General features: G+C 69.8%; 10 protein-coding genes. 5 read left to right on the top strand and 5 right to left on the bottom strand.

Annotation, left to right across the window (positions count from 1 at the left end):
- Positions 1–323 precede the first annotated feature (323 nt).
- Positions 324–815, top strand: a complete 492-nt coding sequence (locus tag AB0B66_RS43490; protein ID WP_360541499.1) for a hypothetical protein — start codon at positions 324–326, stop codon at positions 813–815.
- 89 nt (positions 816–904) lie between these two features.
- On the opposite strand, the gene AB0B66_RS43485 is transcribed toward AB0B66_RS43490, so the two are convergent.
- Positions 905–2,170: a PQQ-binding-like beta-propeller repeat protein gene (locus tag AB0B66_RS43485; RefSeq protein ID WP_360541497.1), complete on the bottom strand. Its 1,266-nt coding sequence runs from the start codon at positions 2,168–2,170 to the stop codon at positions 905–907.
- A gap of 444 nt (positions 2,171–2,614) precedes the next feature.
- Between AB0B66_RS43485 and AB0B66_RS43480 the strand changes: the two genes are divergently transcribed.
- Positions 2,615–6,244 (top strand): PKD domain-containing protein, encoded by a 3,630-nt coding sequence (locus tag AB0B66_RS43480; RefSeq protein WP_360541495.1) that lies wholly within the window; start codon positions 2,615–2,617, stop codon positions 6,242–6,244.
- A 105-nt stretch (positions 6,245–6,349) separates the two neighbouring features.
- Here the strand turns inward: AB0B66_RS43480 and hisC are convergent, their stop codons facing one another.
- From hisC to hppD, 4 genes are all read right to left on the bottom strand, one after another.
- A complete protein-coding gene (gene hisC / locus AB0B66_RS43475) occupies positions 6,350–7,417 on the bottom strand; it encodes a histidinol-phosphate transaminase (RefSeq protein WP_360541493.1) in 1,068 nt (355 codons plus the stop codon).
- Positions 7,414–8,277, bottom strand: coding sequence for an RDD family protein (locus AB0B66_RS43470; protein WP_360541491.1), 864 nt, complete (start codon positions 8,275–8,277; stop codon positions 7,414–7,416). Before AB0B66_RS43470 ends, hisC begins: the two co-directional genes overlap by 4 nt.
- Positions 8,278–8,286: 9 nt before the next feature.
- The gene (locus AB0B66_RS43465) at positions 8,287–9,000 is read right to left on the bottom strand and encodes an RDD family protein (RefSeq protein ID WP_360541489.1); all 714 of its coding nucleotides are present in this window, start codon (positions 8,998–9,000) and stop codon (positions 8,287–8,289) included.
- Between the two features lie 114 nt (positions 9,001–9,114).
- On the bottom strand, positions 9,115–10,281 hold the full coding sequence (gene hppD / locus AB0B66_RS43460; RefSeq protein ID WP_360541487.1) for a 4-hydroxyphenylpyruvate dioxygenase: 1,167 nt from the start codon (positions 10,279–10,281) through the stop codon (positions 9,115–9,117).
- Between the two features lie 219 nt (positions 10,282–10,500).
- On the opposite strand from hppD, the gene AB0B66_RS43455 reads away from it, so the two are divergent.
- The 3 genes from AB0B66_RS43455 (at position 10,501) to AB0B66_RS43445 (ending at position 14,052) form a co-directional block, all read left to right on the top strand.
- Positions 10,501–10,980 carry an Lrp/AsnC family transcriptional regulator gene (locus AB0B66_RS43455; RefSeq protein WP_360541485.1) on the top strand — a complete coding sequence of 160 codons (480 nt, stop codon included), beginning with the start codon at positions 10,501–10,503 and terminating at the stop codon, positions 10,978–10,980.
- Between the two features lie 80 nt (positions 10,981–11,060).
- Positions 11,061–12,347: a hypothetical protein gene (locus AB0B66_RS43450; RefSeq protein ID WP_360541483.1), complete on the top strand. Its 1,287-nt coding sequence runs from the start codon at positions 11,061–11,063 to the stop codon at positions 12,345–12,347.
- Positions 12,348–12,396: 49 nt separating this feature from the next.
- Positions 12,397–14,052 carry a fumarate hydratase gene (locus AB0B66_RS43445; protein WP_360541481.1) on the top strand — a complete coding sequence of 552 codons (1,656 nt, stop codon included), beginning with the start codon at positions 12,397–12,399 and terminating at the stop codon, positions 14,050–14,052.
- Positions 14,053–14,144 lie beyond the last annotated feature (92 nt).

Genomic DNA, 14,144 nt, shown 5'->3' with positions numbered 1-14,144 from the left:
ACTGCAACGGGGACGTTGTGGGAGAGTAGGACACCGCCGGACAAACATCGCTGTTCAAGGCCCGACCATTCACGGTCGGGCCTTGACGCGTTTATCGCCTCTTTTCGGGCCCCTGCCACGGGGCCCTTTTTTGTGTCCGCATTGGTTTCGCGACGGAGAGTCGCGCCGAGGTGCGGTTTCGCGGGTGGCGGACTGGTGTGCCCCCTCAGGTTGAGCGTTCCCGGCCCTCGGGGCAGAATCTGCGGCACCCGGTGCACTGCCCGGGTGCCAGCAGTCGCGCCGCCGGATCGTCAGGGCGGCCGGCGGGGGAGGATCGGGATCGGATGAGCTACGGCCTGCAGGCAGTCATCGGCGCAGAGGATGTCCTCCGCAAGGTCGCCGCAGAGCAACCCGGTGCCGTGGTCGTGCCGCTGCGGCAGGGTTTCGCCCTCATCCCCATGACAGATGAGCTCTTCGACGCCGCCACGGATGGCAGCCGCGGTGACGGTCTGCGTTTCTGGAAGCTGCCGGGCGGCTTCGAGAACGTGCTTTCCAACTGGTCGAAGGCAGGTCCGCTGGGTTACGTCGAGGCCGACTACCTCGGTGGCGTGGGTACGCAGAGGGCGGCGCTCTGGGCTCGGGGGGAGCTGGCGATCGGGCCGATGTACGTCGGCGAGCATGAGCCGTTCCCCGCCATCGGCAGTCCCATCTCCCAGGTTCTCGCGCACCTCGGCGCGATCCGTCGGCGGCGGGACGCCGACGAGTTCGTTTCGGTGGGGCTGGACCGCTGCCGGGGCACCGACGAGTGGCTGGACGTCGACGCCCGTACCCGATGAATGATCTGCAAGGTCACCAGGAGGCTGTGTCCGCGACACGCCGTCGAACCGTGCCATAAATTCATGATCAACCCAGATGGGTGGGTGGGTCAGGAGGCGGCGAGGAGGACGGTGCGGGGGGTGAGGTAATAGTCGTCGTCGGGGGCTGTGGTGGGGGCGCCGGGGAGGGTGCGGACGAGGGCCAGGTAGCGGCCGGAGGTGTGCACCTGGGCCAGGTCGTACGTGAAGTCGGGCTCGTAGTACAGCTGCAGGGACGAGCGGGAGAGTTCCTTGCCGGACGTGGCGCTGACGGCGATCAGGGTGTGGTCGGGGGCGAGCAGGAGCACCCGGTCGTCGGCGGCGGCCAGTAGGCGCGGCGGTGGTGTGGTGTCACCGGTGGGGGGCTGCCAGGTCCAGCGCACGGCACCGGTGCGGGGGTCGTGGCCGTCGAGGCGGGTGACGGCGGCCGGATCCGGTGCGGTGACGACGAAACCGGCGGAGAGGAGCGAGCCGGCTGCCGCGAGCGGCGGTGACGGCTCGGTGTCCGGCCCGGACAGTAGCAGGGCCTCGGTGCCAGTGGCGCTGGTGAGGCGTATGCCCTGGCAGCGGGAGTGGCCGACGGCGCAGGACACCGGCTCGGCCGTGGTCGGCCCGCTGCCCAGGTCCGAAAGCGCCGTGCCGGTGTTGGTGTCGATGCGCCGTACGGTGCCCGTGCAGGTGTCGTGGACCAGGTATTGGCGGTCCGAGGTGAGGTCGGTGCCGCGGCAGTCCCGGCCCACAGGCGCGGCCACCTGCCAGCGCTGGGCGCCGGTGGTCGGGTCGTATGCCGTGACGTGTGCGGGGCCGGCGACGATCACGGAGCCGTCGGTGGTGAACAGGCCGGACGGCTGGTAGACGGTGGACGCCCCGGTGCGCCGGCCGGTGTACGCGTCACCGAGCGGCTCGGCGTGGATCTGCCAGGCGACGGTGCCGGTGCGGGCGTCGGTGCCGACGAGTTCACCGTCGGACCAGGAGCTGACCACGACAGGGCTGCCGCCGCCGACCGCGACGACGCCGATGAGCTGTGCGGGCCAGCGGCGCAGCGACCACAGCGCGCTGCGCTCGTACTTGAAGTTCGGGGGTGCGTCGGCCCAGACCTGCCGTTTGGTGGCGAACACGCGGATCCGGTCGTCGAGCACGAGCGGGGCGGAGACCAGCACGCCGATCGCGCCCGGGGCGGGGACGACCGGCTCGGGGTAAGGCTTGGTAGCCGGTGTCACGACGTCGGCCGGGCCGAGCACGCGCCAGGCCACCAGTCCGGCGGCCGCCAGCAGCGCCACCGAGACTGCGCCGATCACCGCGAGCCTCGCGCCGCGGGGCAGGGTCCGCCACCTCATAGGTGCACCCTATTACGGGGGCTTGGCCGCTTTTCGAGGGCGTTCGGCCAGGTGATGGCCGGGCGACGCGGTGGCGACCCGGTCGCCGGCCGTCTGACGGTCGGCACCCAAGCGGCAAAACCACAGCGTGGCAGGGGTCACCCGGGCGGGTGTCGTAAGTGCGACTGGGTATTTCACATTCCCCGAGTGAAATACATGTGCGCAGGTCAGCGGGGTGTTGATTTCAGCATCGGACGGGGGTTCCGGTATTCATTGCCCACTCGGACCATCGGTTGAGGCGAAGAGCCCATTCCCGACCGTCGGCTGCCTTGAGAGGGTGCTCCCTAGGCTTCCGGGGGAAGCTGTACTTCCACCTGGGTTTGGGGATTCTGAATGCGTGGGGGATCAACCGTGCGCACACGCAAAGGCGTGGCATCTGTAGTCACAGCTTCGTTACTCGGAGCTATGTCCATTGTGGGCGCCGTCTTCGTGACCGCGTCCACTGCTTCGGCGGCACAGCCGAAGCCCAACCACACCAAAATCGTCCCGGATGTTCCGCGAACCAACACTCCGCGTATCACCTCGGGTGAGATCACGGACATCGCGTACGTCGGCAGCCGGGTCTTCATCGCCGGCACCTTCACATCGGCGCGCAACAACACGTCGACGAACACGACGGTGGTCAACCAGGCGAACCTGCTGGCCTTCAACATCGACACCGGCCTGATCGACACCACCTTCAAGCCGGTGTTCGCCGGCGGCGGGGTGACCGAGGTCGAGGCGTCGCCCGACGGCACCAAGCTGTTCGTCGCGGGCCGCTTCAACACCATCAACGGGGTGTCGAAGAAGAAGTTCGCGTCGCTGAACCTGACCACGGGCGCGCCGATCGCGGGCTTCACGGCCAACGCCAACGGCGCGGGCACCTCGATCGAGGCGACGAACACCACGGTGTACCTGGGCGGTCAGTTCACGCTCATCAACAACACCGCGCGCGTCGGCCTCGCCGCCGTCAACGCGACCACCGGTGCCCTGGTGACCGGCTTCAACAACAACCTGTCCGGCGGCATCGGCGTCGACGGTGCGCTGACCGTGCAGGCCCTGGTGCTCACGCACGACGACACCAAGCTGCTGGTCGTGCACACCGCGCGCAAGATCGCGAACCAGGACCGCTACGGCGTCGGCCTCATCGACACCACGACGAACCAGCTGCTGCCCTGGCGCACCCGGCTGTGGGAGGACAACCTCCAGTTCGTCGGCGGCATCCAGCGCATCTACGCGGGCGACATCGCGCCCAACGACCAGTTCTTCGTGGTGACCAGCGGCTCGGGCGGCGACCGGCCCCCGATCAACGACACGGCCATCGCGTTCCCGATCGCGGGCAACGACCTGGTCCAGCCGCAGTGGATCTCGCGGGCGTTCGACAGCCTCTACTCGGTCGCCATCACGGAGAACGCCGTGTACATCGGCGGCCACTTCTCCTGGAACGAGTCGCAGACCGCGCCGGACCCGTGGCCGGGTCTGGACGACGTCGGCTACGGCACGGGCCAGGGCCTCAGCGGCTACGGCCTGGGCGACGCGGTGGTCCGCCGCGACCACATCGGCGCGCTGGACCCGAGCAACGGCAAGGCCATCGAGTGGAACCCGGGCTCGAACTCGTACGAGGGCAACAAGGCGATGCTGGCCACCCCGCGTGGTCTGTTCGCCGGCGGTGACGCGACCACCCAGGGCGGCTACAACGTCGGCCGGGTCGCGTTCTACGACTTCAACTCGATCCCGGCGGCCTCGCCGTACGACACGAAGATCGCCACGCCGATCGAGGGCCAGGTCAAGCCGGCCGGCCAGGAGTTCACGATCACGGGCTCGGCGACCGCGACGGGCAACTCGCTCAAGCGCGTGCAGGTCGAGATCGTCGACATGGACACCAACCGCTACCTGCAGCCCGACCTCACCACGTGGGGCTCGGCGGCCATCATCAACACCAACCTGGCCTCGCCGAACACCGCGGCCAGCAACTGGTCGCTGCCGGTGACGATCACGGGCAACCGCCGCATCAAGGTGTTCGCGAAGTCGTTCGCGAACAACGGCAGCAGCGACGCGACCAAGGCGGTCAAGAAGTTCGAGACGTTCAGCCTCGACGACCGTCCGCCGACAGCGTCGATCACGGGCCCGTCGGGTAGCGTCGTGCCGTCGACCACGTTCACCGTCACCGGCACCGCCACCGACGACAAGGGCGTGCAGTCGATCGGCTACACCATGCGCGACGGCAACAACCGGTACCTGCAGGATGACGGCTCCGTGGCCAGCACGTTCAACACGTTCCGGATCGACCCGGACGTCGTGGGCGGTCTGACCACCACCTGGTCGACCGAGATCACGGTGCCGTACGAGGGTGAGTGGAAGATCCAGGTCACGCCGTCGGACAGCACCCAGTCCTCGCTCGACACCACCGACCGCACCTGGATCATCAGCTCGACCGGCATCGCGCCGTCGGTCACCATCGCCGCCCCCGCGGTGATGAACCCGCCGACCGCGACCGCGCCGCTCACCGTGGCGCCGGGTGGCACGCTGACCTTCAGCGGCACGGCCACCGACGACCAGAACCTCAACTTCGTCGAGATCCAGCTGCGCAACAGCACCACGCGCGAGAACCTGGCCTCCGACGGCACCTGGGGCACCGACGTGCAGGCAGGCTGGTACCGGGTCTCCCCGCCCAACCTCAACGCCACGTCGCTGAACTGGTCGTACACCACGCCGTTCACGCTGAAGCCGGGCGCGTACTCGTTCTCGGTCAAGGCCGCGGACGACCTGGGCCTGGAGACGGCGAGCGCCAACCAGGGCCGACTGACGATCAACGCGCAGATCCCCGGCGACAACCCGCCGAACGGCCTGCTCAACGTCACCGGCAACCAGGTCGCCGACGTGCTGCACCTCGACCTCGCCGGCACCTCGACCGACGACTTCGGCGTGGCGAGCGTCAAGGTCGCCATCCGGGAGCTGGACAGCAGCCGCTACCTGCAGGCCAACGGCACGCTCAGTGCCGCGTTCGCGACCCGCGACGCGGTGCTGGCCACGCCGAACGGCACCAGCAGCACCTGGACGCTGTCGACGGACCTGCCCGTGCAGGGCCGGTACTCGGTGACGGCGTACGCGTACGACACCGTGGGCCAGCAGGACACCTCGACCAGCGGTGCGACGGCGACGTACACCATCTACCCGGGTGACCTGCCGCCGGTGGTCTCGACCACCCTGATGCAGCCGGCGAACGGCGCGGTCTTCACCGACGCGCGCATCTTCGTCAGCGGCCGCGTCGAGGACGACCAGCAGATCGCCGAGGCACAGGTGGCGATCGTGGACAGCCTGGGCCGCTACATGAGCTCGTCCGGCACGTTCACCAGCACGTCGGCCAGCTGGCGGGGCGCGTTCCTGAACTCGCCCGGTTCGCCCGGCTCGAACTACTCGTACACCACCCCGGCGATCCCGGCCGGGACGTACACGGTCAAGGTGCGCGGTGTCGACCAGCACGGGTTCGCCACGAACCCGTCGGTGGACGTCACCGTGACGGTCCAGGTGCCGCCGAACGTCGCCCCGGTCGCCAACTTCACGGTGTCCTGCGCGGCCAACGTCTGCACCTTCGACGGCCGCAGCTCGACCGACGAGAACACCCCGGCACTGACGTACTCGTGGGCCTTCGGCCAGGGCTCCGGCTCCGGTGCGGTGGCCACCAAGACCTACACCTCGGCGGCCACGTTCAACGTGACGCTGACGGTGAAGGACGAGTACGGCCTGACGGCGACGAAGACCCTGCCGGTGACCATCACGGAGCCCGCGGGCAACGTGGCGCCGACGCCGGTCATCAACACCCCGTCCTGCACGCTGCTGGTGTGCAACATCTCCGGCGTCGGGTCCGCGGACCCGAATACCGGCGACACGTTCACCTACCTGTGGAACTTCGGTGACGGCACCGCGACGAGCACCTCGTCGGCGCCGGCCCACACGTTCCCGGCCGCGGGCACGTACACGCTGACCCTCACCGTCACCGACGGCTGGGGCAAGGCGGCCAGCACGACCAGGCAGATCACCGTCGCCGCCGCGTGACAGGTGAACCTCCCCGCCGGGCCTGACGGTCCGGCGGGGAGGACTGACAGAACAAAGACCGCCGCCGGCCCTCGGGCCGGCGGCGGTCTTTTTCGTGGGTACGGGTCAGACGAAGTACTTCTCCGCGGCGTGCAGCAGCGCGTCGTTCTCGTCGGCGGTGCCGATGGTGACGCGCACCCCGTCGCCCGCGAACGGCCGCACGATGACGCCCTCGGCCTCGCAGGCCTGCGCGAACGCCACCGCCCGGTCACCCAGCGGCAGCCAGACGAAGTTGGCCTGGCTGGCGGGCACGCCCGGCAGCAGCTTCGCCAGGGCGATCTGCACCCGGTCGCGCTCGGCGATGACCAGGTCGCAGCGGCGGCGCATCTCCTCCTCGGCGTCCAGCGCGGCCAGCGCCGCGGCCTGGGCGGCCATGCTGGTGGAGAACGGGGTGACCACCTTGCGCACCGCGGCGGCCACCTCGGGCTGCGCCACCAGGTAGCCGATGCGCAGGCCGGCCAGGCCCCACGCCTTGCTCAGGGTGCGCAGCACCGCGACGTTGGGCCGGTCGCCGTAGACCTCGACGCCGTCGGGCACGGCCGGGTCGGTGACGAACTCCTTGTACGCCTCGTCCAGCACGACGAGCACGTCGGAGGGCACGGCGGCGAGGAACTCGTCCAGTTCCGCCTTGCGCACGCTGGTGCCGGTCGGGTTGTTCGGGTTGCAGACCAGGATCAGCCGGGTGCGGTCGGTGATCGCGTCGGCCATCGCGGCCAGGTCGTGGCCGTGCTCGGCGGTGTTCGGCACGCGCACCGAGGTCGCCGCGGTGGTGGCCGCGATGATCGGGTACGCCTCGAAGGAGCGCCAGGCGTAGATCAGCTCGTCACCGGGCAGGCAGGTGGCCCGCACCAGGTGCTCGGCGAGCGCGACGGAGCCGCAGCCGGTCACCACGCGCTCAGCGGGCACGCCGAGCCGCTCGGCGAACTTGTCGCGCAGCGCGCCCACGCCCATGTCGGGGTAGCGGTGCACGTTGGCGGCGGCGTCGGCGACGGCCTCGACCACGCCCGGCAGCGGCCCGTACGGCACCTCGTTGCTGGCCAGCTTGATCGCGCCGGGCACCGAGCGGCCGGGCACGTAGTTGGGCAGGGCGTCCAGGTCGGGCCTGGTCAGCCCGCGCTTGCTGCGTTCGCTCATGATGCGCTCCTCTTGTCGGTACGGACCGGGTCGGGCAGGCGCACCACGTAGGTGCCAGCCGAACGGTCATGCCAGGCCATGCGCTGCCGGCGGTCGATCAGCAGGAAGATGACGTCGACAAACTGAAGTATGACGAAGCACGGGCCGCAGCAGGAGAGCAGCAGCAGCGGCATGGCCAGCGGGCTCCAGCGCCGCCAGGCCCGGCCCACGCCGAGCGGGTCCAGGTTCTCCGCCCGGACGACCTTGATGCGGGCGAGCCGCTTGCCCAGGGTCTGCCCGGTGTGCGCGGTCGCCGGCACCTCGTAGGCGAACCACAAAGCCAGCGCGATCAGGATGATCACGAGGAGCAGCGCGTCCATCTGCGCCGGCCGCTCCATGTCGAGCGGCAGTTCCCCGGTCTCCATCCACTTGTCGGTGATCGCCTGGGTGAAGGGGATGTACTCGCGCAGGAACAGGTAGATGAACCAGCCGTTGACCACGACGTTGAGCAGCACCAGCGCGATCGTGTCCACGATCCGGGCGACCAGCCGCGCCCCGGGGGTGGCCAGGGGCATGCCGTGCGGGCGTACCGGCGGCTGGGGCACCGGATGCGGCCAGCCGGGAGGCAGCGGCTGCATGCCGGGCCCGGCCGGCGGCGTCCCACCGGCCGGCGGGAGCACCGGGGGCGCCGAACCGTTCCCGGGCTCGTCGACCTTGTGCACCGGCTGGCTCACGGGCGGCGGGGGCGGGGGCGCGGCGGGCGGCCCGTCCGGTGGCGTCGCGTCGGCGGGCAGGGACGCGCCGAGCCAGCCCTCGCCGTCCCAGTACCGCTGCGTGCTGGGATCGGCGGGGTCCTTGTACCACCCAGGACTGATCGTCATGACAGCTATTTAACCGACCTTCACCACGACGGTCTTCGCCGCCTTGTCATGCAGGCACTGTTGGAGCGGTTTGTCCCACAGCTGCCAGAACCCGTCGAGGTAGCTGAAGAACGGCACGAAGATGCCGGCCATCCGTTCCACGGCCCAACGCTTGGTCAGGTCGCCGCGGGTCAGCAGCTCGCCGGGCTGCACCTTGATCACGCGCAGCTTCATCACCCGCTTGCCCACGGTCTCGCCGCCCTTACGCAGCTGGTACTCGACCAGGTACAGGTAGGTGAGGGCGATGTTGACGGCGATGATGCCGGCGAACACGACCATCATCGTGCCGAAGAGCTGGAAGAACTCGTCCGGCACGGGCTGGCCGTACGCGTCGCTGTAGCCGCTGTTCGCCGCGGTCCAGTCCATCACCGTGACCATCCACAGGATCATCAGCGGCACGGTGAAGACCATGCCGATGAGGCCGAGGATGAGGCCGTCCAGCAGGTAGGCGAGCAGGCGGTCGGCGAAGCTCGCCAGCGGCTGGCCGTTCGGCGCGAACGGGACGGCGGGGGGCGGCCACGCGCCCTGCTGTGGCGGTGGCACCCAGCCGGTGGGCTGGCCGGCCCACGGAGCGGGTGGACCTTGGGGCGGGACGAAGCCTGGCACGGGAGCGCCCTGCGGCGGCACCGGGCCGCGCAACTGCACCGGGTCGCCCGGTGGAGTGGCAGGAGAGGGGGAGGTCATGCGCGACATCCTTCCATGTCCGCGCAGCCGTGCAGGGTCCGCGCCGGGGTGTGAGACGGGCGCCTACCTCGGCATACGCGTCGGCAGGCGCCCGTCGGGGTGCTATCGGTGCGGTCAGAGGTTGCCGCGGGTGTCCTGCTCGCGCTCGATCGCCTCGAACAGGGCCTTGAAGTTGCCCTTGCCGAAGCCGAGCGAGCCGTGCCGCTCGATGAGCTCGAAGAAGACCGTCGGACGGTCCTGCACCGGCTTGGTGAAGATCTGCAGCAGGTAGCCGTCCTCGTCCCGGTCGACGAGGATCTTGCGCTTCTTCAGCTCCTCGATCGGGGCGCGCACGTTGCCGATGCGGGCCCGCAGCTCCGGGTCGTCGTAGTACGAGTCCGGGGTGGCCAGGAACTCCACGCCCGCCGCGCGCATCGCGTCGACGGTGGCCAGGATGTCGTTGGTGGCCAGCGCGATGTGCTGCGCGCCCGGGCCGCCGTAGAACTCCAGGTACTCGTCGATCTGCGACTTCTTCTTGGCGATCGCCGGCTCGTTGAGCGGGAACTTCACCTTGCGGGTGCCGTTGGCGACGACCTTGCTCATCAGTGCGCTGTAGTCGGTGGCGATGTCGTCGCCGATGAACTCGGCCATGTTCGTGAAGCCCATGACACGGTGGTAGAACTCCACCCACTCGTCCATGCGGCCCAGCTCGACGTTGCCGACGACGTGGTCGACAGCCTGGAAGAAGCGCTTCGGCGAACCCGCGGCGACGGCCGCGGAGCGGTCCACGATCGGCTCGCGCGCCACGAAGCCCGGCTCGAACGGGCCGGTGTAGCCGGAGCGGTCGATCAGGGTGTGCCGGGTCTCGCCGTAGGCGGCGATCGCGGCGATGCGGATCGTGCCGTGCTCGTCCTTCTCGTCGTACGGCTCTTGCACGCCGGTCGCGCCGTGCGCCACCGCGTACGCGTAGGCGGCGTCGACGTCGGGGACCTCCAGCGCGATGTCGGTGACGCCGTCGCCGTGGCGGGCGTGGTGGTCGGCGCCCGGGGCGGCCGCGTGCACCGCGCCGCGCAGCACGAAGCGGGCGCTGCCCGAGGTCAGCACGTACTCGGCGTAGTCCCGGAAGCCCTGCTCCGGGCCGCGGTAGGCGACCAGGGTCATGCCGAACGCGGTGGAGTAGTAGTGGGCCGCCTGCTTGGCGTTGCCCACCAGGAAGGCGATGTGGTCGACACCCTTCACCGGGAACGGGTCGGTCGTCTCCGGCGACGCGTGGGTGGCGGCCGGGTGAGCTACAGCGGTCATGGGCAAAGATTTACCCAGCGCCGTGAGCTGGGCAACTGTCTCATCAATCACTGATCAGATTGCGCAGAACGACTGGTGTGGGCGGCGATCCGCTGGACATATTGACCAGTTATCAAATCGTTATCAAGGCTTCTCATGCTCGCACATCATGACCTCAGGAAGGTGTGGACCGAGCAAGCCGGACAGGTGACCCGGCTGCCCCGGTGACATGATGAGCCGGTGACTTCCACGGTCGACGAGCTGGACGTACGACTGGTCGAGCTGCTGGCGGCCGAGCCGCGGATCGGTGTGCTGGAGGCCTCACGCCGCCTGAAGGTGGCCCGGGGCACCGTGCAGGCCCGGCTGGACCGGCTCGTCGCGCGCGGGGTCATCAAGGGCTTCGGCCCGGAGCTGGACCCGGCGGCGCTCGGCTACGGCGTCACCGCGTTCGTGACCCTGGAGATCCGGCAGAGCGGCGGCCACGACCCGGTCGCCGCGCACCTGTCGACGATCCCCGAGGTGCTGGAGGCGTACACCATCACCGGCGGCGGCGACCTGCTCTGCCGGATCGTGGCCCGGTCCAATGCCGACCTGCAGCGGGTAATCGACGAGATCGTGGCGTACGACGGGATCGTGCGCGCGTCCACGCTGATCGCGCTCGCCGAGCAGTTGCCGTACCGGACGCTGCCGCTGGTGGGGAAAGCCGCCCGACACGGGTGAATCGGACAGTCACTCACGTTTGACGGTTTCCTGGCTACTGTGGCCGGATGGCTCAGGGGAGGGCTGGCGCAGGCTGGCTCGTGGCAGTGGCCGTGGCGCTGACCGTGCTCGTGAGCACCGGCGTCTGGAACCCGTTCCCTGACCTGTGGGCCTGGCTCAACACGAGCGGCCCGGTCTCCGATCCACTGCCGCGCTGGCAGGAGCGGCTCGGCAGCACCCCGCAGACCGTCACGCTGACCGACGACTACGTGATCGTCGAGCACCGGGACTCGGTCGAGGCGCTGAGCCGGTTCAACGGCCGGCGCAACTTCGCGACCGAGGCGGACTGGGCTGCGGTCGCCGGCCCGGCCGACAAGCCGGTCATCGTCGCGGGAAAGCTGCTGGTCAAGGGGTATCAGGCGCTGGATCCGCGGACGGGTGCGGTGGTGTGGCGCAACGAGGAGGCCTCCGCCGTGTGGACGTACCGGGACGAGGTCGTCGACGTGGCCTGCCGTACGCCCAAGGATTGCGAGGTCACCGGCCGCGCGCCCGGCACCGGCACGAAGATCTGGTCCACCGGCCTGCCGGGCATGGGTTTCGTGCTCTTCGCCGACAATCCGGAGCTGCTGGGCACGCAGCCGATCCCCTCGGACCGGATCGCGGACCGCCACGAGCCGGGCAGCCGCCCGGAGCTGCTGGCCTTCCCGATAGACGGCAAGGTGTACGTCGTCGATCCGCGCCGGTCGGAGCCGCGGCTGGATCCACCCCTGGAGCCCGGCCGCCGCGACAAGATCATTGTCGCTGGCGGGCGTATTGTGCGCAGCACCGCGAACCCGCGCGACGGGGGCTGCGACGTCGCCGTCGTCGCGCTCGACGCGGTGAGCCGGCAGCGGGTGTGGCCCCTGCCCGCCGGGCAGCACCTGCGCACCTTCGACGGCGGTGGTTGCGACCAGCGTCGGCTGCCGATGGGCACCGACAGCGCGCTTGTCGGATTGACGATCGAGGGCAGGGAGCAGCTGATCGAGGCGGGCCTCGGCGAGCAGGTGCTGCTGTGCGCCCCGGGCGAGCACATCGTGGGGGTGACCAACGGGCTGGCCCTGGTGCGTTCGACCGACGGGCGGCGGCTGAGCGCGGTGGTGCCCGACGGCAGGAACCCGGGCAAGCCCAAGGCGCTGTGGCACCGCAAGATCAGCCCGGAGGCCTCGGCGGCGCTGCGGGGCACCGTGGTCGTCGTGTCCGACCGCGGCCCGAACCGGGTGCTCGTGCTGAACCCGGAGGACGGCAAGGTCCGCAAGGAGGTCAAGTCGGATGCGGAGGTGCTCGCCGCCGACGACAAGGGCCTGCTGTTGGGCCAGCGGCGTGATCTCGGTTACCTCCCGTTCGATTAGCCAGGGCGCGAATTCTGCGACCCGATGGCACATGAGTACCCTTTTTCGCGTGACTGACTTCGCCTACTCCTCGCTGCTGCCCCTGGGCGCGGACACCACTGACTACCGCCTCGTCACCGACGAGGGCGTCGACGTCGTCAGCGGGCCGGGCGGGCGCAAGTTCCTCACCATCGAGCCGGAGATCTTCACCCAGCTGACCGCCGAGGCGATGCACGACATCGCGCACTACCTGCGCCCGGCGCACCTGGCCCAGCTCACTTCGATCATCGACGACCCGCTGTCCTCGCCGAACGACCGCTTCGTCGCCAAGGACCTGTTGCAGAACGCGAACATCGCGGCCGGCGGCGTGCTGCCGATGTGCCAGGACACCGGCACCGCGATCGTGATGGGCAAGCGCGGCCGGCACGTGCTGACCGACGGCAACGACGAGGCGAACATCGCCCGGGGCGTGCACGCGGCGTACACCAGCCTCAACCTGCGCTACTCGCAACTCGCCCCGCTGACCACCTGGGACGAGCGCAACACCGGCACCAACCTGCCCGCGCAGATCGAGCTCTACGCCGAGGACCCGGACGGTCACCCGGACGCGTACAAGTTCCTGTTCATGGCCAAGGGCGGCGGCAGCGCCAACAAGTCGTACCTCTACCAGGAGACGAAGGCGCTGCTCAACCCGACGTCGTTCATGCGCTTCCTGGACGAGAAGCTGCGGCTGATCGGCACCAGCGCCTGCCCGCCGTACCACCTGGCGATCGTCATCGGCGGCACGTCGGCCGAGCACGCGCTGAAGACGGCGAAGCTGGCGTCGGCGAAGTACCTGGACAACCTGCCCTCTTCGGGTTCGATGCTGGCGCACGGGTTCCGGGACGTCGAGCTGGAGGCCGAGGTCCTGGAGCTGACCCGCAACTTCGGCATCGGCGCGCAGTTCGGCGGGCGCTACTTCTGCCACGACGTGCGCGTCGTCCGGCTGCCCCGGCACGGCGCGTCGTGCCCGGTCGCCATCGCGGTCTCCTGCTCCGCCGACCGCCAGGCCCTCGCCAAGATCACCCCATCGGGGGTATGGCTGGAGCGCCTGGAGACCGACCCGGCCCGCTACCTGCCCGAGGTCACCGCCGAGGACGTCTCCGACGAGGTCGTCAAGATCGACCTCAACCGGCCGATGGCCGAGATCCGCGCTGAGCTGGCCCAGCACCCGGTGAAGACGCGGCTGTCGCTGTCCGGGCCGCTCGTCGTGGCCCGCGACATCGCCCACGCGAAGATCGCCGAGCGGCTCGACGCCGGTGAGCCGATGCCGCAGTACCTGCGCGACCACGCCGTCTACTACGCCGGACCGGCGAAGACCCCCGAGGGGTACGCGTCCGGCTCCTTCGGCCCGACGACCGCCGGGCGCATGGACGCGTACGTGGAGAAGTTCCAGGCGGCCGGGGGCTCGTACGTGATGCTGGCCAAGGGCAACCGCAGCGGCCAGGTCACCAAAGCCTGCCAGGCGTACGGCGGCTTCTACCTCGGCTCCATCGGCGGCCCCGCCGCCCGGCTCGCCCAGGACTGCATCAAGAAGGTCGAGGTCCTGGAGTACGCGGAGCTCGGCATGGAAGCCGTCTGGAAGATCGAGGTCGAGGACTTCCCCGCCTTCATCGTCGTCGACGACAAGGGCAACGACTTCTTCGCCGAAACCTCCAAGCCCACCCTCACCATCGGCCGCCGCTGACCCACCGCCTCCCCGCGCCGCGCCGCGCCGCGCCGCACCCCCTTTGCCGCAACTCTTAAAGAGTCGCGCCCTCCGTGGCATACGGAGGGCGC

This window comes from Catellatospora sp. NPDC049111, from assembly GCF_040648615.1.
In the GTDB taxonomy this organism is placed as follows: domain Bacteria; phylum Actinomycetota; class Actinomycetes; order Mycobacteriales; family Micromonosporaceae; genus Catellatospora; species Catellatospora aurea.
The sequence above is the reverse complement of the archived record's forward strand: the minus strand, read 5'-3'. Positions and strand labels throughout refer to the sequence as shown.

What these genes read in the sequence shown, in the direction of transcription:
- AB0B66_RS43490 (WP_360541499.1), top strand. Translation starts at nt 324, where the DNA reads ATGAGCTACGGCCTGCAGGCAGTCATCGGCGCAGAGGATGTCCTCCGC.
- AB0B66_RS43485 (WP_360541497.1), bottom strand. Translation starts at nt 2,170, where the DNA reads ATGAGGTGGCGGACCCTGCCCCGCGGCGCGAGGCTCGCGGTGATCGGC.
- AB0B66_RS43480 (WP_360541495.1), top strand. Translation starts at nt 2,615, where the DNA reads ATGTCCATTGTGGGCGCCGTCTTCGTGACCGCGTCCACTGCTTCGGCG.
- hisC (WP_360541493.1), bottom strand. Translation starts at nt 7,417, where the DNA reads ATGAGCGAACGCAGCAAGCGCGGGCTGACCAGGCCCGACCTGGACGCC.
- AB0B66_RS43470 (WP_360541491.1), bottom strand. Translation starts at nt 8,277, where the DNA reads ATGACGATCAGTCCTGGGTGGTACAAGGACCCCGCCGATCCCAGCACG.
- AB0B66_RS43465 (WP_360541489.1), bottom strand. Translation starts at nt 9,000, where the DNA reads ATGACCTCCCCCTCTCCTGCCACTCCACCGGGCGACCCGGTGCAGTTG.
- hppD (WP_360541487.1), bottom strand. Translation starts at nt 10,281, where the DNA reads ATGACCGCTGTAGCTCACCCGGCCGCCACCCACGCGTCGCCGGAGACG.